This is a genomic window from Fictibacillus phosphorivorans (assembly GCF_007673525.1).
Taxonomy (GTDB): domain Bacteria; phylum Bacillota; class Bacilli; order Bacillales; family Fictibacillaceae; genus Fictibacillus; species Fictibacillus phosphorivorans_C.
Genome location: NZ_VDZU01000001.1, coordinates 1,346,262 through 1,367,758, shown reverse-complemented (window position 1 = coordinate 1,367,758; position 21,497 = coordinate 1,346,262). Strand labels below are relative to the sequence as shown.

The following is a 21,497-nucleotide window of genomic DNA, read 5'->3' as shown; positions in this document are numbered from 1 at the left end:
GACTTTAGAACAGTCAGAACCCTTTTTCATCAAATTATCGTATTCTTTCGATCTTTATATTATTATTTTCAATGATTTTGTTAATCACGTAACCTGCCATGTAAAGTCCTGAAACAGATGGTACAAATGCGTTTGAAGATGGCGGCATCTTCGCTTTTCGAATGCCAGGAGCGTTCTCAGGTACGATCTCTTTTCGAATCTCTTCACGAATTTGGATTGGCTTTTCATCTGAGAATACGACAGGGATTCCTTTTGTGATTCCTTCTTTTCTTAGTCGCTGGCGAATGACCTTAGCGATCGGATCATAGCTCGTCTTAGAGATATCAACGATTTGAAGACGTGTTGGATCCAGTTTATTTGCCACACCCATGCTCGAGATAATTGGTATTTTGCGGTTTAAACATTCTTTCATGAGGTGGATCTTATAGGAGATCGTATCGGATGCATCTACTACAAAATCAAGCCCATATTCAAAAATATGTTCATATGTCTCTTCTGTATAAAACATCTTAAGAGCGATAACTTCACACTCTGGATTAATAAGCGCGATTCTTTCTTTCATAAGATCTACCTTTGGCTGCCCAACGGTATTCACAAGTGCATGTATTTGACGATTCACGTTCGTGATATCGACATCATCTTTATCGATAAGAATCAGTCTGCCAACTCCTGATCGAGCTAGTGCTTCAGCTGAAAAGGAGCCCACTCCTCCGATTCCAAGCACAGCAACAGTTGAGTTTTTTAAGACGTCTATTCCATCTTTTCCAATGGCAAGTTCATTTCTTGAGAACTGATAAAGCATATTAGTGAAATCTCCTTTCAAACGTGCACGTAAAATAAAGAAAATGCATCTTTATCAGCATATCCACTTTTGAAAACAAAATCAATATGCTTACTTGGTTTTTTTCGCACAAAAAAATGAGCCCCAAAAATGCCGTATCCCCTTAGTTTTGAACCTGCTCTCGCAGGTGGGTGCCCTGTTTCGCATTTTGTCCGTCCCCTAGCTTTCAGGGCATGGACGCTGTGAGAAAACACAAACTCCCTAATACTTAATGTTGGCTCAAAACTTCGGGTTGTTAACGGTCACCATAGGACCCATCGCTTAATTTCATACTATCACACGAATAAATCAAATACAAGACAAAATGTGTCTCTTTATAAAACGATTCGTATTTTTCTAAATATTCACTTACTTGGTTTCTTGCTTCACTTTTACAGATAAGTGAAGTTCATCAAGCTGCTTTTCGTTTACAGCAGATGGTGCATTCGTCAGTAAACACGATGCAGAAGCTGTTTTCGGGAAAGCAATCGTGTCTCTTAAATTACTTCTTCCGGCTAGTAACATCACCATACGATCAAGTCCTAATGCAATTCCACCATGTGGAGGCGTTCCATATTCAAAAGCCTCTAAAAGGAATCCGAACTCCTCACGTGCTGCTTCCTCAGTGAATCCTAATGTTTTGAACATTTTTTCTTGAATGTCACGTTGGTAGATACGCTGAGATCCTCCGCCAAGCTCATACCCGTTAAGAACTAAGTCGTATGCTTGTGCTCTTACTTCAGCAGGATTGGAATCCATTAAGTGAAGATCTTCTGTCTTAGGCATCGTGAATGGATGGTGAAGCGCCACAAAACGGTCTGCATCCTCATCGTATTCAACAAGTGGGAAATCAACGACCCACAAGAAATTGTATTTCGATTGGTCGATCAGATCTAAATCTTTTGCTAGCTTTTGTCTTAACGCACCTAGGCTGTCTGCTACAACTGACGACTTATCTGCTACAAACAACAACAGATCGCCTTCTTCTGCTTGTAGTGCGTTCGTTAAATTAGCTGCATCTTCTTCGTTAAAGAACTTTGAAATAGGTCCTTTTAATCCTTCTGCTTCTACTTTCATCCAAGCAAGGCCTTTTGCTCCGTATCGAGCAGTGAATTCAGTGAGACCATCAATATCTTTTCTAGAATAATTTGCTGCTTTTCCTTTAACGTTGATCGCTTTAACTTGACCACCGTTCTCCACTGCTGCTGCAAATACTTTAAATCCAGAACCCTTAACGATTTCTGAGACGTTTATCAGTTCAAGACCGAAACGCGTATCCGGCTTATCTGAACCATAACGGTCCATCGCTTCTTTATAAGTCATTCTTGGGAAAGGCTTCGGAATCTCTACACCTTTTACCTTTTTCACAAGTCCAGTCATCATCTCTTCCATCATAGCTAAAAGTGGTTCTTGGCCCATGAAAGAAGTTTCGATATCGACTTGAGTAAATTCTGGCTGACGGTCTGCACGCAGATCTTCGTCTCTAAAACAACGAACGATCTGGTAGTATTTTTCGAAACCTGAAATCATTAACAATTGCTTAAATAATTGTGGAGATTGCGGCAATGCATAGAACTCTCCCGGGTGCACACGGCTCGGTACTAGATAGTCACGCGCTCCCTCAGGTGTACTCTTCGTAAGCATCGGTGTTTCCATCTCCATAAATTCATCGTTCTCCAGGAAGTTACGGATATAACGAGTTACTTCATGTCTCATCTTCAATGTTTCCTGCATGATCGGACGTCGAAGGTCCAGATAGCGATACTTCAGACGGATATCTTCTGTAATATCCATATCTTCGCTGATGGAGAAAGGTGGTGTTTTCGCACTGTTTAAAATCTTAACTTCTTCACCAGAGATTTCAATCTTACCCGTATTCATAGCTGGGTTAACCGTGCTTGGGTCACGCTCAAGCACTTTTCCTGTGATCGTAAGAACATATTCACTTCTTACTTTTTCAGCCGTTTCTAACGCTTCAGGTGATACTTCTGGAGAAAAGACGATCTGAACAACTCCAGAACGGTCACGCAGGTCGATGAAGATCAGTCCACCTAAGTCACGTCTTTTTTGTACCCAACCTGTTATTGTTACTTTTTCACCGATAAATTGTTCTGTAATCTTTCCGCATTGATGTGTGCGATATTCCATGAGATGTGTCCTCCTTATTTACCTTGCTTCAAGAATGTGCTGAGCTCTTCGATTGCAACTTCCGACTGTTCTCCGGAATCCATGTTCTTCACGTTGATGATCCCTTTTGATAGTTCTTCTTCACCTAGAATCGCTACAAACTTCGCTTTTAATCGGTCAGCTGCTTTAAATTGAGCTTTCATCTTTTTATCTAAATAATCTTTGTCACTCTTAATGCCTGCTTGGCGAAGTTGACTTAAGATCTCTACTGATTTCCGCTTGGCTTCATCACCTAATGCTACAACATAACAATCTATTTCTTCTTCTGTTTCAAGTGTGATACCTTCTGCTTCAAGTGCTAACAACAAACGTTCTAAGCTCATCGCAAAACCGATACTTGGCGTAGCCGGGCCGCCAAGATCTTCAACAAGACCATTGTACCTGCCGCCTCCACTAAGTGTTGTGATAGCACCGAACCCTTCAGCCTCACTCATGATCTCAAAAGCAGTGTGGTTGTAATAATCAAGTCCACGTACGAGTGTTGGGTCGATCACATAATCGATGTTCATCGCATCCAAGCTAGTCTTCACTTCTTCAAAGTACGTTTTCGATTCTGCGTTTAAGTGCTCAAGAATCGAAGGAGCGCTCTTCATGAGTTCATGCTCTCGATCTTTTTTGCAATCTAGAATTCTTAAAGGATTCTTCAATAATCGATTTTGACAATCTGAACAAAATTCATCGATTCTAGGTTCAAAGTGTGCGATCAAAGCTTCTTTATGAGATTTACGGCTCTCAGCATCACCTAACGTATTCAATACGAGACGGAGTTTTTTTAGACCTAGCTCTTGGTAAACCGTCATCGCAAGTGAAATTACTTCTGCATCAATGGCAGGATCAGCTGAACCCATCGCTTCAATACCGAATTGTACAAACTGACGATATCGACCAGCTTGTGGTCTTTCGTATCGAAACATAGGTTGGATGTAGTAGAGTTTTACAGGCTGTCCTGGTAATCCAAACATTTTATTTTCAACATAAGAGCGAGTTACAGGTGCTGTCCCCTCTGGTCGAAGAGTTAAGCTGCGGTCGCCTCGATCATTGAACGTATACATCTCTTTTTGAACGATATCTGTTGAATCTCCTACACCGCGTTGGAAAAGATCTGTGTGTTCAAAGATCGGTGTTCGAATCTCTTTATAATTGAATCGCGCTGATACTTCTTTTGCTTTTTGTTCGATCAGCTGCCATTTTTCTACTTCTCCTGGGAGTATATCTTTCGTTCCCCTTGGAATGTTAATACTCATTTTCATTCATCCTCCCGTTTTACATGTTCATTAAAATCAAAGGCTGTTCTCGCGTATTCTGTTGTTCTTTGAAAGTGGTTGATTTCCGCTCCAGATGCTCGCTTTCCGCGGGGTGTGCGGTGAGCCCCCTAGCGCTATGCGCTGTTAGGAGTCTCACCTGTCCCACTCATCCCGCAGGAGTCTCGCATCTTGCGCTCCAATCAACTTGTCAAAGAAGTAAGTCGAAACCAATGTCATTAAGGTACAAAATTTTAGAAAACAACCATAAAAAAAATCCCGTCCCTTATGAAATCTGTCATTTCATAAGGGACGGGATTTCCCGCGGTGCCACCCTGCTTCGAAGCTAAAAATAGCTTCCTCATTTATGCAAGTAACGATTGCCCACGTGTAACTCTACTGAGGTCAAAACTTAACCGTTCGAATTAAAACCTATGAAGTGTCTTTCACTTTATCATCAGGGAGAGATACTTTCAGCCATGGTATCTCATCTCTAACCCTGTGGGGTAAAGCTACTTTTCTTCGTCATCAGTTTTCATTTTGGAATTGTAGATTATCATACTTTTAGAAGGGGTGTGATGTCAATAGTTTTCGCGTTTTATTTTTTTCTTTAACTGATTCACTTGATATAGATTCATTCCAAATTCTTCAGCAAGCTCCATCGTGTTTGCTGATTTTTCAAGAGAAAGAAAATCATGAAAGCTCAGCTGCTTCCATTGAGGGATTCCTTCTATGCCTTTCCGGTTCTGCCTCATACAAAAAACCTCCACCTTTTTGATTTAGTCTTTCCATCAAGGTGAAGGTTTCATTCATGATTATTAACTTTTAGAGTCCATGATCAAGGTCACCGGTCCATCATTCGTAAACGAGACATCCATCATCGCCCCAAAAACTCCTGTTTCCACATGTACACCTAAGCTCTTAAGCTTGCTATTAAAATAGTCATACATCGTGATCGCATGGTCTGGTTTAGCAGCATCCATAAAGTTTGGACGTCTTCCTTTTTTCGTGTCACCGAATAACGTGAACTGAGAAATAGATAGGATGCTTCCTTCTGTATCTTTTAAAGAATGATTCATCTTTTCATTTTCATCTTCAAATATGCGAAGATTTACGATCTTTTCTGCTAGATAATCCGCATCTTTTTCTGTATCTTCATGTGTAACACCAACTAAGAGTACAAGGCCTTTATCAATTCTGCCTTTTACTTCAGAATCCACTATGACCTTCGCCTCTTTAGAACGCTGTAATACTATTTTCATTGCAGAACCACTTCCTTAACTCCTATTGCATCAATCTTCTAACCGCATAAATGTCAGGAATTCTTTTAATTCGTTCGACCACTTTTTGAAGGTGGCTGACGTTGTGAATCGAGATCGACATACTGATGGTTGCCATCTTGTTGCGATCTGACTTGCCGCTTACGGCTGTAATATTCGTTTTGGTTTCCGCAACTGCATGCAGAACCTCATTTAGAAGACCCCGGCGGTCAAAACCATTGATCTCAATATCAACGTTATAATTTTTCGGTTGCTCTAGATTCCCTTCCCATTCAACAGGTAAGAGACGTACTTGTGCATCTTCGTTGTGGACGTTAACACAATCCTCACGGTGAACAGAAACACCCCTGCCTTTTGTGATATAACCAACAATGTCATCTCCAGGAACGGGATTACAACATTTAGATAATCGAATCAGCATGTTATCAATGCCTTTAACCACAATACCAGAATCTGTTCTACGTTTTGGTTCAGGCTTTTCAGCAGAGTCTCTTATCGCATCAAGCAACTCAGAATTATCCGGGTCCTGCTCTTTTTTACGGCGGACTTTATCCGTTAATCGAGTGGCGATCTGTGCAGCCGTTATACCGTTGTAACCTACAGCAGCGTACATATCTTCTTCGCCTGCAAAGTTATACTTTTGAGCCACATATTGAATGTTGTCATTCGTAAAGATGTCTTTCAGATCATAACCGCGATTCTTTATTTCTTTTTCAACGAGTTCTTTACCTTTTGCGACGTTTTCTTCTCTTCTCTCACGCTTAAACCATTGACGAATCTTGTTTTTCGCATGAGAACTCTGTGTGATCTTCAGCCAATCCTGACTCGGTCCGTAAGAATGTTTGCTCGTTAAGATCTCAATAATATCTCCCGTTTTCAAACGGTAATCTAACGTAACCATCTTACCGTTTACTTTTGCGCCGATACATCTGTTACCAATTTCGGTATGGATGCGGTATGCAAAATCAATTGGCACCGATCCTGACGGAAGCTCGTAAACATCTCCCTTTGGAGTGAACACGAACACCATATCAGAGAAAAGGTCGACCTTAAGAGATTCCATAAATTCTTCAGCATCTACAACATCGTTTTGCCATTCAAGAATTTCACGGAACCATGTTAATTTATTTTCAAATGAGCTGACAGGAGCTTTCGTTGCACCTTCTTTATATGCCCAGTGTGCTGCAATCCCGTATTCAGCTACGCGATGCATATCAGACGTTCTGATCTGGACTTCAAGTGGATCACCTTTTGGTCCGATTACCGTCGTATGAAGAGACTGATACATATTTGCTTTAGGCATAGCGATATAATCTTTAAAACGGCCTGGCATCGGCTTATAAGCCGTATGGATGATACCGAGGGCAGCATAACAATCTTTAATATTCTGAACGATAATACGAACAGCTAAAAGGTCATAGATCTCATTGAACTGCTTTCCTTGTTTAGCCATTTTTCGATAGATGCTATAGATATGTTTCGGTCTTCCAGAGATATCAACTTGAATGTTAACTTCTTTAAGTTTACTCTTCATCTCATCCATCACTTGATGAACATACTCTTCCCGTTCGGCACGCTTTTGCTGCATCAAGTTAACGATTCTGTAGTATTGCTGTGGATTAAGGTATCTTAAAGAAACATCTTCAAGCTCCCACTTTATCGTTGAAATCCCAAGGCGATGGGCAAGCGGAGCGAAGATTTCAAGTGTCTCATTCGCTTTTTGGATCTGTTTTTCTTTCGGCATATGCTTTAATGTGCGCATATTGTGAAGTCGGTCAGCCAGCTTTATCAAAATACAACGAATATCTTGGGCCATAGCGACGAACATCTTCCGGTGGTTCTCAGCTTGCTGTTCTTCCTTAGACTTGAACTTGATCTTCTTCAGCTTCGTTACACCATCAACAAGCATTGCCACTTCTTCATTAAATTGAGTGGAAATATCTTTGAGTGTGATCGGTGTATCTTCAACTACATCATGAAGAAACCCTGCTGCTACAGTCACAGGATCCATCTGGAGATTCACCAGAATGGCTGCTACTTCAACAGGATGATGAATATAGGGCTCTCCCGATTTACGAAATTGTCCCTCGTGTGCATTCTTTGCGTATTCATAAGCCTTCGTGATGAAGCTTAAATCGTCTTTAGAAAGATAGCTCTCCGCTTTTTGCAATACTTCCTCAATCGTCATGGAATCACCTTACGTTGTCATTGTATATTGCTTCTATTATCGTTAAATTGGTCCTTCATGTAAAGCAAAAAACGAAATTTGTCGAATGATTGGGCAGATTTTGTGACAGGATTGTAAAAAATGTCTGTATTTTCACTTGGTGTTTTGAAAGTAGTTGATTTCCGTTTCAGGTGCTTCGCTTTCCGCGGGGCAGGCGGTGAGCCACATTCGTACGTTTCACTCTTAAGTGTCTCACCTGCCCGCCTGTCCCGCAGGAGTCTCACACCTTCCACTGCAACCAACTGTTCAAAGAAGATAGTAAAAATAAAAATAAGAAACAACAATCCTTTAGAACTGACTCTCCAAGAACAATATTTGAAGGAATAGTAAAAAAAGAGCCCCTTTAAAAGGAACTCTTATATTTTTTAGTATTGAGTTAAAGTGAAGATATCATAACCTGAAAGTTTCTTACGGCCATCTAAGTAAGTAAGTTCGATCATGAATGCGATTCCTGCAACTACTCCGCCTAGCTCTTCTACTAGCTTGATCGTTGCTTCGATCGTTCCGCCTGTTGCTAGTAAGTCGTCAGTGATCAAGACTCTTTGTCCTGGTTTGATCGCGTCTTTATGCATCGTTAGCACATCTTTACCATACTCAAGTCCGTAATCAACTTTGATCACTTCACGAGGAAGTTTACCTTCTTTTCGGACTGGGACGAATCCTAATCCTAATGTGTAAGCGACAGGGCAACCTACGATAAATCCACGTGCTTCAGGTCCAACGATCACATCCACCTGTTTTTCTTTTGCGTATACAGCAATGTCATCCATTGCTTGTTTATATACTGCACCATCAGACATAAGTGAAGTAATATCTTTAAAACGAATGCCTTCGATTGGGAAATTCTCTACTACTGAAATAAACGGCTTATAATCCATGAATCTTTGCCTCCTGAAAATTACAAACTGGCTTTTGGCCGTGTTTGTTCTGTAAACCAGCTTTTTAAAGAATGATAAGAAGAGTAAACGAGCTGATTTTCAATGTCTGCTTGTTCAAACTTTTTCTGATAGGTTTCAGAGCTTTCTAATTCTCGTTTGCTAGGTTCTTTATTAATGAAAATAACACCATCGTCTATTGTAACAAAATCCAGCTCAAAAAACACCTTTGACATGAAATCTATTGTTTCTTTCGACCAGCCTTTCCATTTCGCCAGTTCTGCACCATCCCTCTTCACGTTAAAGGTTTTTCTTTTTGCAAGAAATCCATAGAACCATTTGAAATGCTCTCTCGTTGGTAACGTCGTGAAAAAGTGTTCTGTACTCTGATGAAACACCGCATAGATCCTTGAAGGTTCACCGATGGTTTCCAGCCATTCTGAAAAGCGCGTGAGAGAAGGAGGAACATCTAAGAAGACTAAATTCTTTTCTTTAAAATAATCCTCGGGTAGAGTCAATAACTCATCTTCACCGATCACTTGATCAGATAGCGCAACAAAATCTTTATGCGTTACTGTTTCTTCTTCAAACGCGATAAAACATGTTTTAGAGTGCGGCAGACCAATTAATCTTTTTGCAGCATCTTTAAGACCTCTATAATCAAACAGTTGAAAATGATTGACAGAAAGATCTTCAAGAAGAAGCTGAGGCTTTCTATAGCCGTTCCATTCGTTCAGTTGGATCTGTCCAACGATCGAAACTAACGAATAAGGAGTCATCTCTTCTAACAAACTACCTTTTTGAAAACCAATGCAATCGAGAACTGATAGCTCACCATTTCCTACCTGTAACTTGAGGTGATTGGACTGACTTCCTATCTTTTTCATCTCGCGGATCGGAACTTCTTCAACCATTACACGAGGCGATGGGTTGCCAACACCAAAAGGAGATAACGTACTTAACAGCTCAACCGTTTCTAGTGATATCTCATTTAATCTAGCTGTAAGATCGATCGTTGTAACCGGCAGATAATCTTCTGGTTTTAAACATTCCTTAGCTTGCCGGATAAGCCTACTTCTTAATTCATCAACATCATGCATGGAAAGTGTCATTCCTGCTGCCATCGGATGTCCACCGAAATGAGGAAGAATGTCCCTAGATCCTGAAAGGTTCTCAAACATGTCAAATCCTTTGATGCTTCGCGCGGACCCTTTTGCCGTTTCCTTTTCAGGATCCAAACATAGAACGATCGTAGGGCGATAAAATTTCTCAACCAGTCGTGAAGCAACGATACCGATAACCCCTGGATTCCAGCCCTCTTTGGCGAGGACTAACACTTCATTCTCATCAGGAGGAAAACTTTCTTCGACCATCGCGATCGCTTCTTTTGTGATCTCGTTTACGATTCCTTGACGTTCTTTGTTTACAGAATCGATCTCTTGTGACAACATGGCTGATTCGTCTCGGTCAGTTGAAGTAAACAGATCCACCACTGGCATCGCTGAACCAAGTCTTCCTGCTGCATTCACTCGCGGTCCGATCGCGAATCCTACATCTTCAGCAGTCAGCTCTTTTTCATAAAGTCCCGCTACTTTTAGCAGTTCTTGCAATCCGATCTTATCCGTTTTCGAGAGTGCTTCTATACCGAGTTTCGCAATCACTCTATTTTCATCAACAAGCGGTACTAGGTCCGCTATTGTCCCGATGCATGCATAATCAAGCAAATGTAGAGGTGCCTTTCCATGAAGGGCATGTGCTACTTTAAATGCTACACCTACACCTGCGAGTCCAGAGAAAGGATATGTACAGCCAGGTTTTTTAGGATTGATAATGCTATAAGCATCTGGCAATACAGGAGGTGCCTCATGGTGGTCCGTGATAATGAAGTCTAGCCCGATCTCTTTTGCGATATTAGCTTCATGTACAGCTGAGATTCCTGTATCAACGGTTACCACGAGTGAGTAACCATCATCTTTGGCTTTTCTTAGTGCAGGCTCATTCGGACCATAGCCTTCTGTAAAGCGGTTCGGAATATAATAGTCAAACTGTGCGCCGAGTTCTTTAAGTGCATAGTACATTACCGTTGTACTGCTTACACCATCTGCGTCATAATCGCCAAAAATTAAAATCTTCTCATTCGATTCTACAGCTCTATGTATCCGCTCAACGCTCTCTGTCATCCCATCCATCAAGAATGGATCGTGAAATTGATCTGTATCTATATTTAAAAATGCTTCTGCTTTCTCAATCGTTTCAATTCCTCTGACAACCAATAGATTCGCGATCAATAGAGGGATATCTAATTCTTGTGACAACCATTTTGCCTTTTCTTCAGATGGTTCTTGAATCTCCCACCGTGTTCTAGGCTCCAACATAAAAATCACCTCTTAACCTATTCATTATACAAAACAGGATAAGAGGTGACAATTTATGAATGACATTTACTTTAAATTTCTGGCTCTGCTTCAACTGGACGTGTTTTTTTCGATTTCATCTGTCGTGATTTCATAACGTACCACAACTGAGAAGCGATAAAGATGGAAGAATACGCACCAAATGTTAGACCGATCAACAAGGCGATCGAGAAGTTTCTGATTGAGTCAGCTCCAAAGATCAATAGTGCAACTGCTGCGATAATAACCGTTAGAACGGTATTGATCGAGCGACCCAACGTTTCATGAATACTTCTGTTTACGATTTCAGCCAGTTTTTCTTGTGTTCTTACTTTTTCAAGTTTCATGTTCTCCCGGATTCTGTCGAACGTAACAATCGTGTCATTGATGGAATAACCTACAATCGTTAGAACCGCTGCAATGAATGGAAGGTCTACTTCTATCCTTAAAATGCTGAATACGGCAATGATCATAAAAGCATCATGCAATAAAGCTACAACTGAGGCAACAGCCATGCTCCATTCAAAACGGAACGCTACATAGATGATGATACCTACAGATGCAATAAGTACGGCATAAAAAGCATTTTGTGCAAGCTCACGGCCAACCGTTGGCGTAACCGTACTGATACTCGGCGTTTCACCGTATTTCTCTTCAAAATGAGTGTTTACCTTCGCTACTTCGTCTTTTGACAAAGCCCCTTTAAAGGAAACATTTGCTTGATCATTTTTTCCAGCAAGAACGACCGCTTCAGGTTCAAGCCCAAGTGACTTGAACTCCTCTTCTACACTTTCATTGGTAAGTGTCTCGTTCGCTTGAATATTCACTCGTGACCCTGCATCAAAATCAATACCAAGCTTCAATCCAGCTGTAAGCAAGAATACGATTCCAATAACTGTAAGGAGAGTCGAGATGATGAAGTAAAGGTTTCTGTTTTTTACAAAGTCGTAATTAAAGCTCACGGATGTCACTCTCCTTTACACCAAACAAGCCTGGCTTCTTATCCATAACACGTGACTGTACCCATAAACCTAGGAAAAGTCTTGTTCCAAAAACGGCTGTGATGAAACTTGCCAGAACTGAAATTATTAAAACTAACGCGAACCCTTTTACTGAGCTTGTTCCATATGCGAACAATACAGCTGCTGCAAGGATCGTCGTAATGTTTGCATCAAAAATCGTAGTGAATGAACGACGATTTCCTGCTTTAAACGCACTTAACACAGATTTCCCGCTTCTAAGTTCCTCTTTGATCCGTTCATACGTGATGATGTTAGCGTCAACCGCCATACCCACGCCAAGAATAAGAGCTGCGATACCCGGAAGCGTTAGAACTCCGTTCATCAGATAGAAAATAGCTAAGATCAACCATATATAGATGGATAGCGTGATAACAGCAATGATTCCAGGCACACGATAGAAGATGAGCATGAATAAAAAGATTACTGCAATTCCGATAAAGCCAGCAAATACCGTTTCATTTAATGCTTTCTCTCCGAACTTTGCTCCAACTGATGTCGAATATACTTCATCAAGTTTAACTGGAAGAGCACCGGCGTTTAAGATTTTTGCTAAACTCTGTGCTTCTTCAACAGAAAATTGCCCTGTGATGGTTACTACGTCATCTGTAAGTACTTCTCTTACATAAGGAGCAGAAATATATTTTGGCTGTTTACCAGCGAGTTCCTTCTTCTGTTCTTCCTTAAAGGAATCACCTTTTTCATAATCCAGCCAGATAACTAATAAATTCTCTCCTTGTGGCTGACGCTTGAGAACTTCTTCTGTAATTTTAGCAAACTTATTAGCATCTTTTAGCTTAAGGGAAACGATTGGCTTATTATTTTGAGATTCAAACGTTTGTTTTGCGCCATTACCTACTAAATCCGATCCATCTAAAAGCACCTTATCATCCACATCTCGGAATGTTAACTCTGCTTGTGTAGATAATAGTTCACGTGCTTTGTTCTGATCGGTTACACCAGCAAGCTGAACTCGAATTCTGTTGTCTCCCTCGATCTGAATCTCAGGCTCTGAGACACCTAACACGTTGATACGGCTGTTCAATGCTTCAACCGTACTCTTTAATGTTTCCTGTGTAATTTTTTGATCTTTTTTCACAGGTTCAACATCGTAAAGTACTTCAAAACCACCTTGGAGATCTAGCCCAAGCTTTGTACCTTTTACGATCTTTTCTGTTGTAAGCCCGATTAGTGCTGCGAACATGATGAGCACAACAAAAAAGATGACGATCTTACTCCTTTTTACCACTTCAAGAAACCTCCTTCATGCTGTATCAAAAAACAACACTATGTATAAGTACGAATACTAACCCTTCCCATTATAGCGATTGTTGTTTTTTTCTGTCAATTTGTCCTGTGAATGTTCATAAATAAAACATAATAAATATAGCTTAACAAAAGAACAAGGCTGCCCAAAAGTAAGTTCTACTCTTGAGTCAGCCCCTCATCTTTATATGAGCGTATCGTTAGCCACGTCATAAAATCATTTAATGAAAGAGCTAAAATTGTGTCAACCAACGCGTAGAGACGAGGCTCAACTTTCTTTTTCTTTAATTTAGATTGAACACATTCCCATATCTCCTCTTCAGTTACACTTTCATACCCCAAATAATGAAATTCTTCTTTTTTACTTTGTACCGCTGGTTTGACTTCGTTCTTCCATTCCGAAAAATGTGTATTCTCCATTCTACATTCTCTCCTTTTGAGATAAAACAAGCTGTCATGACGGTTCACTCTACTTGCATATAGTGATATATAAGATTGTCCAAGAAGGGACAGGTTAAGATGACAAAACAAACACTCGTGCAAGGAACAATTCTGCTTATATTAGCAGGTCTAGTAACCAAAATTCTCGGCTTCGTTAATCGAATCGTCATGGCTCGTGTCATGGGTCACGAAGGTGTCGGCCTCTATATGATGGCAGTGCCTACGTTCTTATTAGCCGTAACGTTAACAAGGCTAGGTCTGCCGATCGCCATATCAAAACTAGTAGCAGAAGCTGATGCGACAGGAGATCGTTCGAAAGTAAGAAAAATTTTGATCGTATCTTTGGCCATCACAGGAATTTTGAGCATTGTGATCACGATCGCATTGTTTATCGCTGCTCCGTTATTAGCGGAATACTTCTTTACCGATCATCGTACGATATGGCCATTGCTCGCTATCGCACCTGTAGTACCTGTCATTGCTGTTTCCTCGGTTTTAAGAGGGTATTTTCAAGGTCTGCAGAACATGAGACCTTCTGCTTATTCACAGGTCATCGAACAGGTGGTCCGAATTGCTCTCGTGGCATTATTAACAGGTCTATTTCTTCCATACGGCGTAGAATATGCGGCAGCTGGCGCGATGATCTCTGTTATTATCGGTGAGCTCGCATCACTTCTTTATATGTTTTCCATGTTTAAAGTGAAAAAGAAGATGCGCATCCGAAAAGGATTTTTTAAGCAGTTGAAGCAAGGTCATGAAACGATGAAAGACCTCCTTAATATCGCTCTCCCAACAACGGGGAGTCAATTGATCGGTTCTGTTTCCTACTTTTTTGAACCAATTGTAGTGGCTAATAGTTTAGCGATCGCTGGAATCACTACGGCTGTAGCTACTGCGCAATACGGAGAACTTGCAGGTTATGTTATCCCACTATTGTTTCTGCCAACGTTCATTACGTATTCTCTTTCGATCTCTTTAGTACCTGCTATCAGTGAAGCGAACGCACAAAAAAAATACCACTTAATTGAACATCGTCTGAATCAAGCACTCAGGCTCTCCATGTTATCTGGCGGTATTGCGGCTGTGATTATGTATGTATACGCGGTACCGATCATGGACTTGATGTATGATTCACCGGCTTCCGCGTCCTATGTAAAAATCATGACACCTTTTTTCTTTTTCCTTTATTTTCAAGGTCCGTTACAAGCCGTACTTCAGGCTTTGAATCTGGCTCGTTCTGCCATGATCAACAGTCTCATTGGTGCTCTTGTAAAGTTAACAGCGATTTTTGCTCTAGCTACCCGACCCGAGTTTGGGATTATGGGAGCAGCACTTGGAATCGTGATCAGTATCGTCGTCGTTACTCTGCTTCATTTTGCTACAGTCATCAAAGCGATCAGTTATACGATCGTGGTAAAAGATTTTGTCTTATGCCTGCTTTCGATTTTTATAACAGGAGGAGCAGCGGTTTATCTGTATCAGTACATGATGCCGCAATTTTCCCCGGTACAAGGTCTAACAATATGCGTAACGGCAACATGCGGTATCTATTTGTTTGTTCTCGTCTTCTTTAAACTTTTAGGTAAAGAAGATCTTAAACACATACCTTTCATTAAAAGATGGATCTAAAACAGCCAGTTTGGCTGTTTTATTTTTTGCTGTTCAGTTCGTCAACATATAATGTCCCATCTTCATTCAGTGTACAGAACGAAATGTTCTTTATCTCTTTAAATCCAACCTTCTTTAACTCTTGTCTTAACCAAAAAGACGTCTTATCCATCTTTTCAAGATTATCTTCTAAGATCTTTCCGTCCAAAATTAGAGGCATGATCATTTGGATCGGTGTATTTTCAGATTTCTCATCTTTTTTAATTATTGATAGTTTGCCCGTTGTTTCTAATATTCCAAATTCAACTTCGTTCAAACTTCTAATATTGTTCTCACGTAATTGAGTTAAAAGATCATCAAAGTTGTACCGCTGCTTTTTCATCTCATGTTCATCCACTTGTCCTTCTTTAATGATTAATGAAGGTTTACCGTCAACGATCTCTCTCATCCTTCTGCTCTTTAATGAAACAAGAGCCAATATAAGCTGGATGCTCAACAAGACAAAGATGGACACGAGGGAATTCAACATGGGAATCGAAGGATCTTCAATTGAGATTACAGCTAATTCTGCGATCATGATCGAAACAACAAAGTCAATAATTGATAACTTTCCCATCTCGCGTTTTCCCATCATTCGAAAGATAACCATGATTAAAAAATAGATAAAAAGCGTCCTGAAAATAATCGTATACAGTTCCATGATTCCCCTCCTTCCATAGTACGTTACATGTTCATTCCATTTCTTAGTGTGGCACAGATATGAAAAAACATGATACGCAGGTTTTGCCAAATAAAAACCAATGGAAACGAAAGGGAAAATACTTGCTTGTACTTCTAATTTTTTCGTTGTCTGAATAAAGTATATAGAAAGCTTCTAGGGATAAGGAGGATCAAAGATGGGGATTAAACACATGGCTTCTTCTATGGGACGGGGTCTGATTGCTGTTCTGCTAATGATCATGCTTTGCAGTTTAGTGCTCTCACTATTGCTGCGGTTTACAGGGCTAACTGAAGGGTCGTTAAAATGGGTGACAGTAGGTCTTTCTTTTTTATCATTATTTATCGGTGGGTTGATTTCAGGTAAGAAAGGTCAGAGTAAAGGTTGGCTGTTAGGTGGGGGTACAAGTCTCTTGTTTTCTTTTTTTGTTTTTCTCGTGCAATACTTAGGCTATCAAAGTACGTTCAACTCCTCTCAGTACATGTATCATGCTCTTTTTCTTTTATTAGCGATCATCGGTGGCATCATGGGTGTCAACTTAAGCAGTCATAAGCAAACATATAAATAAGACCCGTATGAACGGGTCTTTTTGTTATAGTACTGCTTCTTCTTTAACTTCACGGATCGCATTACGATCGAATGTTAACTTTGCGCCATCGTTCGAACGAATAACAGCGATGTTATCATCGATGCTGTCTAGTGTTCCGTGTAGTCCACCGATCGTTACAACTTTGTCGCCCTTTTTAAGGTTAGACTGCATCTCACGAACCGCTTTTTGTCTCTTTTGCTGCGGTCGGATCAACAGAAAATAAAAAATTGCAAACATCAAGATAATCGGCAATATTCCTCCAAGGTTTCCCATACTATTTCACCCCTTTCTATAAGTCAAATATTTATCATTTTTTAGAAATTACGCGCGTTCGGTTTATTGAACCCATACATTTCAAAGAATTCATTTCTAAAATCAAGAAGTCTATCTTCCATGATCGCTTGTCTTACTTGCTTCATTAAGTTTACCAAAAAATATAGGTTATGGTAACTTGTTAATCGGAAACCGAATGTTTCGTTCGCTTTTACAAGGTGACGAATATAAGCTCTAGAGTAAGTTCGGCAAACATGACAGTCACACTTTTCATCGATCGGACGGAAATCTCTTGCATACTTCGCGTTACGGACCACTAGCCTTCCTTCACTTGTCATACACGTTCCGTTTCTAGCGATACGCGTTGGCAGTACACAATCAAACATGTCGATTCCACGGATCGCTCCATCAATAAGTGAGTCAGGAGAGCCTACGCCCATCAGATAACGCGGTTTGTTCTCTGGAAGGTGAGGCGTTGTAAAATCTAAGACACGATTCATCACATCTTTCGGCTCACCTACTGAGAGACCTCCGACTGCATAACCCGGGAAATCAAGCGATACAAGATCTCGAGCACTCTGTTTTCGAAGCTCCTCGTATTCTCCACCCTGCACGATACCAAAAAGGGCTTGATCTTCAGGTCTAGCATGTCCTTTTAAGCAGCGTTCGGCCCAACGGCTTGTTCGTTCAACAGAAGCTTTCATATAATCATATTCTGCAGGATAAGGCGGACACTCATCAAACGCCATCATAATATCAGAACCTAGCGCGTTCTGAATCTCCATTGCACCTTCAGGGCTTAAGAAAAGCTTTTCACCACTCAGATGATTTCTGAAGTGTACACCCTCTTCTTTGATCTCTCTCAGATCACTTAATGAGAAGACTTGAAAGCCTCCTGAATCCGTAAGAATCGGACGATCCCAGTTCATAAATTTATGAAGACCACCAGCTTCTTTTACGATATCATGTCCTGGGCGTAACCATAGGTGATACGTATTGCTCAGTATGATCTCTGCTCCAAGCTCTTTGAGTTCTTCAGGACTCATCGTTTTTACTGTTGCTAATGTTCCCACCGGCATGAAGATAGGTGTTTCAAATGTTCCGTGCGGAGTATGAACTTTCCCTAATCTTGCACCTGATTGTTTGCACGTTTTTATTAATTCATATGTTACTGCTGGTTTCATCTTAGAATATATCCCCCTTAAAGTATAAGCATCGCGTCACCGAAACTGAAAAAGCGATACTTTTCTTCGACGGCTTCATGATATGCTCTTAAAACGAAATCTTTTGATGCTAATGCACTCACCAACATGATTAATGTTGATTTTGGAAGATGGAAATTCGTAATCAATCCATCGATCGCTTTGAACGTATAACCAGGATAGATAAAGATATCTGTCCAACCAGAATCTTCTTCAAACTTGCCGTCAAATTTATTCGCTACCGTTTCAAGTGTTCGTGTACTCGTCGTTCCAACGGTAATAATTCTTCCTCCAGCTTCTTTAACCCCATTTAACAGTTCCGCTGTTCCTTTTGTGACTTGATAAAATTCTGCATGCATGTCATGCTCGAGAACATTCTCTACACTAACAGGTCGAAACGTGCCTAAACCGACGTGAAGAGTAATGAACGTTACATGTACACCAATAGATTTAATCTCTTCGATCAATTCTGTCGTAAAATGCAGCCCCGCGGTTGGAGCAGCTGCAGAACCTTGATGTACAGCATAAACAGTCTGATAACGGTCTTTTTCTTCTAACTGTTCCTTAATGTACGGTGGAAGTGGCATCTGACCAAGGTCATCGAGCAGTTCGTAGAAGATTCCATCGTAGATAAACTTAAGCTGTCTGCCTCCGTGGTCACTCTCACCTGTACAAACTGCTTTTAAACGGCCGTCTCCAAAAGAGATTTCCGTTCCCGGTTTTATTCTTTTTGCTGGCTTAACAAGTGTTTCCCAAGTGTCGTTACCTTCTTCTTTTAAAAGAAGCACCTCTACTTTTCCACCTGTATCTGATTTTTGCCCAAAAAGTCTTGCCGGAAGAACACGTGTGTCATTTAAGACAAGACAGTCTCCTGCTTTTAAAAAATTTTTCAAATCATAAAAATGTTTATGTTCAATTGTTTCTTGTGATCTATCTAACACCATCAATCTTGAAGAAGTGCGGTTCTCAAGCGGTGTTTGCGCAATTAATTCCTCAGGTAGATGGAAATCAAAATCATTTACGTTCATGTAATGTATTCCTGCTTTCTATATAGCACTTTTCTAAGTAAACTTTGCTCGTCTCCATGACAAGTTGATTGGAACGCAGGGTGCGAGACTCCTGCGGGATCAGTGTGACAGTTCAAAAAGCGATAGTGGCTCGTTCAGCTCCGACAAGTGAAAGGCGAACGGTCTAAGAAGGCGTTTGTTTGCCTTCATGACCGATTGACTTTTGACCTCGAGGAGCTAGCCACTGTAGCTAGACAGGTGAGACTCCTAGAAGCGCATAGCGCTAGGAGGCTCACCGCACACCCCGAGGAAAGCGAGCAACCCGGAGTGAAATCAACCACTTCAAGAACAAAGTTGCATAACTTTCTATTTAAATCGACCTATGATCATGAAGATCAAGGAAAGTACAACACTGATGATAATGGATGTCATGATTGGAAAATAAACGGTCGTGTTTCCTTTTTTCCAAACCATATCCCCAGGAAGTTTACCTATATACGTCCCTACTAATCCTATAATAATTAGGACGATTCCTGCAACGATTAACAGTTTGTTCAATCTGCGGAAGCCTCCAGTCCAAAGTATTGATAGGCCTGTTCTGTGACCATCCGTCCACGTGGAGTACGCTGTAAAAAGCCAATCTGAAGAAGATACGGCTCATAAACATCTTCAATCGTCATCGATTCTTCACCTATGGTAGCCGAAATAGTCTCTAGACCTACAGGACCGCCTTTATACGTGTGAATGATCCCTAGTAATAATTTATGGTCAATATGGTCTAAACCTAAACGGTCTACTTGCAGAAGCTCTAAAGCTTTCTGACAGATTGGCAAAGAAATCGTATCTTTGCCTTCAACCTGCACAAAATCTCTGACACGACGTAACAAACGGTTTGCGATCCTCGGTGTACCTCTTGATCTTCTCGCGATTTCTTCAGCAGATAGGTCATCTACTCTTACACCAAAGACATCACCTGTACGCCTTACGATCTCACCTAGCTCATCCGGCTTATAGTATTCCAGCCTTGCAAGTACCCCGAAACGATCTCGGAGAGGAGCTGATAAAGAACCCGCTCTTGTGGTCGCGCCGATCAATGTGAAAGGAGGCAAGTCTAATCTCACAGATCTTGCAACCTCTCCTTTTCCGATCACGATATCTAAACAAAAGTCTTCCATTGCTGAATATAAAATCTCTTCTATGGCACGAGATAATCGGTGAATTTCATCGATGAACAGCACATCACCCGGTTCTAACGATGTTAGGATAGCTGCCAGGTCACCAGGCCGTTCAATAGCTGGCCCACTAGTTGTTCTCAAGTTAACTTCCATCTCGTTTGCAATGATCGATGCCAGCGTGGTCTTACCTAAACCAGGTGGCCCGTACAACAGGACATGATCAAGAGGTTCGTTACGAAGTTTTGCAGCTTTAATAAAAATCCGCAAATTATCCTTTACGGAGGTTTGTCCAATATACTCGTCTAGTAGTTCAGGGCGCAGGCTTAACTCGATATTTGCTTCATCTCGACGTTCCTCTGAAGAAACAATTCTCTCTTCCATACATCCTCACGTCCTTATGAATTCATTAACTTCTTTAATGCCGCTTTAACATATTCGTTTGCTGACATCTTTTCTTTTTTCAGATCCGGAAGAATTTTTTGGATTTCTTTTCTGCCATAACCTAAGACAGCAAGAGCTTCAAGTGCTTCGTCAAGTTCATCACTATCTGGTTCAACATCTGCAAAAAGTCCATCCGTGAATTCTATATCAGCGAAGATTGAGATCTTACCTTTCAGATCTAAGATCATCTGACGTGCCGTCTTCTTTCCTACACCAGGAAATTTCGTTAGGAACTTTTCATCTTCCTGTTCGATCGCATTGACCACCTGCTCAGGCTGACCGAAGGCAACGATCGCTAATGCTCCCTTTGGACCGATTCCAGACACGTTCAATAGTTTTAAGAACAAGTCGCGTTCCTTTCTATTCTTAAAACCATAAAGTGCCAGTATATCCTCACGAACATATTGATACGTATATACCGTTTTTTGATCGTTTAATTTATAAATAAACGGATTTGGACATAAAATTTTATATCCGATTCCATTATTGTTAATAACAATATATTCTGCCGTTATGTAATCTACATTTCCAGAAATACTTTCAATCAAATTCTTCTCTCCCTAACGCTAAACACGAGCGTATGTTTCTATTGCTTATTGTATCATAGGCTCTCCCTTAAATCCTTATAAAAAGTGAATTTGATTACTTTGTGAACGTCCGTTGAGGACGTATTTTGTACACTTTCAGATGAAATTTAAATAAGAAACTCTTTAACATACTTTTAAAAAAGAAGGA

The 21,497-nt window shown here is 40.7% G+C and carries 18 protein-coding genes, 1 other RNA gene, 1 pseudogene and 1 other annotated feature; of the genes and pseudogenes, 2 read left to right on the top strand and 18 right to left on the bottom strand.

The window, feature by feature from the left end; translation table 11 throughout:
- Positions 1 to 34: 34 nt before the first annotated feature.
- The 11 genes and pseudogenes from FS458_RS06515 to FS458_RS06470 form a co-directional block, all read right to left on the bottom strand.
- The gene (locus tag FS458_RS06515) at positions 35 to 802 is read right to left on the bottom strand and encodes a tRNA threonylcarbamoyladenosine dehydratase (RefSeq protein WP_144698857.1); all 768 of its coding nucleotides are present in this window, start codon (positions 800 to 802) and stop codon (positions 35 to 37) included.
- Positions 803 to 918: 116 nt separating this feature from the next.
- Positions 919 to 1,098, bottom strand: a non-coding RNA gene (ssrS, locus tag FS458_RS06510) — 6S RNA.
- Positions 1,099 to 1,189: 91 nt separating this feature from the next.
- A complete protein-coding gene (gene aspS / locus FS458_RS06505; protein ID WP_144698855.1) occupies positions 1,190 to 2,968 on the bottom strand; it encodes an aspartate--tRNA ligase in 1,779 nt (592 codons plus the stop codon).
- Between the two features lie 14 nt (positions 2,969 to 2,982).
- Positions 2,983 to 4,251: a histidine--tRNA ligase gene (hisS, locus tag FS458_RS06500; RefSeq protein WP_144698853.1), complete on the bottom strand. Its 1,269-nt coding sequence runs from the start codon at positions 4,249 to 4,251 to the stop codon at positions 2,983 to 2,985.
- Between the two features lie 302 nt (positions 4,252 to 4,553).
- Positions 4,554 to 4,786: a binding site (T-box leader), on the bottom strand.
- Positions 4,787 to 4,829: 43 nt separating this feature from the next.
- Complete coding sequence (locus tag FS458_RS20610) at positions 4,830 to 5,003, bottom strand: hypothetical protein (protein WP_186320473.1); 174 nt, start codon at positions 5,001 to 5,003, stop codon at positions 4,830 to 4,832.
- Between the two features lie 63 nt (positions 5,004 to 5,066).
- Positions 5,067 to 5,510 carry a D-aminoacyl-tRNA deacylase gene (gene dtd / locus FS458_RS06495; RefSeq protein WP_144698851.1) on the bottom strand — a complete coding sequence of 148 codons (444 nt, stop codon included), beginning with the start codon at positions 5,508 to 5,510 and terminating at the stop codon, positions 5,067 to 5,069.
- A gap of 22 nt (positions 5,511 to 5,532) precedes the next feature.
- On the bottom strand, positions 5,533 to 7,716 hold the full coding sequence (locus FS458_RS06490; RefSeq protein WP_144698849.1) for a RelA/SpoT family protein: 2,184 nt from the start codon (positions 7,714 to 7,716) through the stop codon (positions 5,533 to 5,535).
- 404 nt (positions 7,717 to 8,120) lie between these two features.
- Positions 8,121 to 8,633, bottom strand: coding sequence for an adenine phosphoribosyltransferase (locus FS458_RS06485; RefSeq protein ID WP_144698846.1), 513 nt, complete (start codon positions 8,631 to 8,633; stop codon positions 8,121 to 8,123).
- A gap of 20 nt (positions 8,634 to 8,653) precedes the next feature.
- Positions 8,654 to 11,005: a single-stranded-DNA-specific exonuclease RecJ gene (gene recJ, locus FS458_RS06480; protein WP_144698844.1), complete on the bottom strand. Its 2,352-nt coding sequence runs from the start codon at positions 11,003 to 11,005 to the stop codon at positions 8,654 to 8,656.
- Positions 11,006 to 11,076: 71 nt separating this feature from the next.
- A pseudogene (gene secDF, locus FS458_RS06475) lies at positions 11,077 to 13,291 on the bottom strand (protein translocase subunit SecDF).
- Positions 13,292 to 13,467: 176 nt separating this feature from the next.
- Complete coding sequence (locus tag FS458_RS06470) at positions 13,468 to 13,728, bottom strand: post-transcriptional regulator (RefSeq protein WP_144698842.1); 261 nt, start codon at positions 13,726 to 13,728, stop codon at positions 13,468 to 13,470.
- A gap of 99 nt (positions 13,729 to 13,827) precedes the next feature.
- Between FS458_RS06470 and spoVB the strand changes: the two genes are divergently transcribed.
- Positions 13,828 to 15,378: a stage V sporulation protein B gene (gene spoVB, locus FS458_RS06465; protein WP_186320472.1), complete on the top strand. Its 1,551-nt coding sequence runs from the start codon at positions 13,828 to 13,830 to the stop codon at positions 15,376 to 15,378.
- Between the two features lie 19 nt (positions 15,379 to 15,397).
- Here the strand turns inward: spoVB and FS458_RS06460 are convergent, their stop codons facing one another.
- Entirely contained in the window at positions 15,398 to 16,057 is a 660-nt protein-coding gene (locus FS458_RS06460) for a DUF421 domain-containing protein (RefSeq protein ID WP_144698840.1), read from the bottom strand.
- Between the two features lie 196 nt (positions 16,058 to 16,253).
- Between FS458_RS06460 and FS458_RS06455 the strand changes: the two genes are divergently transcribed.
- Positions 16,254 to 16,643, top strand: a complete 390-nt coding sequence (locus tag FS458_RS06455) for a TIGR04086 family membrane protein (protein WP_225218661.1) — start codon at positions 16,254 to 16,256, stop codon at positions 16,641 to 16,643.
- A gap of 24 nt (positions 16,644 to 16,667) precedes the next feature.
- Here the strand turns inward: FS458_RS06455 and yajC are convergent, their stop codons facing one another.
- From yajC to ruvA, 6 genes are all read right to left on the bottom strand, one after another.
- Positions 16,668 to 16,937 (bottom strand): preprotein translocase subunit YajC, encoded by a 270-nt coding sequence (gene yajC / locus FS458_RS06450; RefSeq protein WP_144698838.1) that lies wholly within the window; start codon positions 16,935 to 16,937, stop codon positions 16,668 to 16,670.
- A 41-nt stretch (positions 16,938 to 16,978) separates the two neighbouring features.
- Positions 16,979 to 18,121, bottom strand: a complete 1,143-nt coding sequence (tgt, locus tag FS458_RS06445; RefSeq protein WP_144698836.1) for a tRNA guanosine(34) transglycosylase Tgt — start codon at positions 18,119 to 18,121, stop codon at positions 16,979 to 16,981.
- A gap of 17 nt (positions 18,122 to 18,138) precedes the next feature.
- A complete protein-coding gene (queA, locus tag FS458_RS06440; protein WP_144698834.1) occupies positions 18,139 to 19,167 on the bottom strand; it encodes a tRNA preQ1(34) S-adenosylmethionine ribosyltransferase-isomerase QueA in 1,029 nt (342 codons plus the stop codon).
- Between the two features lie 345 nt (positions 19,168 to 19,512).
- Complete coding sequence (locus FS458_RS06435) at positions 19,513 to 19,704, bottom strand: DUF2905 domain-containing protein (RefSeq protein ID WP_144698832.1); 192 nt, start codon at positions 19,702 to 19,704, stop codon at positions 19,513 to 19,515.
- Positions 19,701 to 20,702 carry a Holliday junction branch migration DNA helicase RuvB gene (gene ruvB, locus FS458_RS06430; protein ID WP_144698830.1) on the bottom strand — a complete coding sequence of 334 codons (1,002 nt, stop codon included), beginning with the start codon at positions 20,700 to 20,702 and terminating at the stop codon, positions 19,701 to 19,703. Before ruvB ends, FS458_RS06435 begins: the two co-directional genes overlap by 4 nt.
- 14 nt (positions 20,703 to 20,716) lie before the next feature.
- Positions 20,717 to 21,310 carry a Holliday junction branch migration protein RuvA gene (ruvA, locus tag FS458_RS06425; protein ID WP_144698828.1) on the bottom strand — a complete coding sequence of 198 codons (594 nt, stop codon included), beginning with the start codon at positions 21,308 to 21,310 and terminating at the stop codon, positions 20,717 to 20,719.
- Positions 21,311 to 21,497: the final 187 nt, after the last annotated feature.

Coding starts and splice junctions, on each gene's coding strand:
- FS458_RS06515 (WP_144698857.1), bottom strand. CDS start 802: ATGCTTTATCAGTTCTCAAGAAATGAACTTGCCATTGGAAAAGATGGA.
- aspS (WP_144698855.1), bottom strand. CDS start 2,968: ATGGAATATCGCACACATCAATGCGGAAAGATTACAGAACAATTTATC.
- hisS (WP_144698853.1), bottom strand. CDS start 4,251: ATGAGTATTAACATTCCAAGGGGAACGAAAGATATACTCCCAGGAGAA.
- FS458_RS20610 (WP_186320473.1), bottom strand. CDS start 5,003: ATGAGGCAGAACCGGAAAGGCATAGAAGGAATCCCTCAATGGAAGCAG.
- dtd (WP_144698851.1), bottom strand. CDS start 5,510: ATGAAAATAGTATTACAGCGTTCTAAAGAGGCGAAGGTCATAGTGGAT.
- FS458_RS06490 (WP_144698849.1), bottom strand. CDS start 7,716: ATGACGATTGAGGAAGTATTGCAAAAAGCGGAGAGCTATCTTTCTAAA.
- FS458_RS06485 (WP_144698846.1), bottom strand. CDS start 8,633: ATGGATTATAAGCCGTTTATTTCAGTAGTAGAGAATTTCCCAATCGAA.
- recJ (WP_144698844.1), bottom strand. CDS start 11,005: ATGTTGGAGCCTAGAACACGGTGGGAGATTCAAGAACCATCTGAAGAA.
- FS458_RS06470 (WP_144698842.1), bottom strand. CDS start 13,728: ATGGAGAATACACATTTTTCGGAATGGAAGAACGAAGTCAAACCAGCG.
- spoVB (WP_186320472.1), top strand. CDS start 13,828: ATGACAAAACAAACACTCGTGCAAGGAACAATTCTGCTTATATTAGCA.
- FS458_RS06460 (WP_144698840.1), bottom strand. CDS start 16,057: ATGGAACTGTATACGATTATTTTCAGGACGCTTTTTATCTATTTTTTA.
- FS458_RS06455 (WP_225218661.1), top strand. CDS start 16,254: ATGGGGATTAAACACATGGCTTCTTCTATGGGACGGGGTCTGATTGCT.
- yajC (WP_144698838.1), bottom strand. CDS start 16,937: ATGGGAAACCTTGGAGGAATATTGCCGATTATCTTGATGTTTGCAATT.
- tgt (WP_144698836.1), bottom strand. CDS start 18,121: ATGAAACCAGCAGTAACATATGAATTAATAAAAACGTGCAAACAATCA.
- queA (WP_144698834.1), bottom strand. CDS start 19,167: ATGAACGTAAATGATTTTGATTTCCATCTACCTGAGGAATTAATTGCG.
- ruvB (WP_144698830.1), bottom strand. CDS start 20,702: ATGGAAGAGAGAATTGTTTCTTCAGAGGAACGTCGAGATGAAGCAAAT.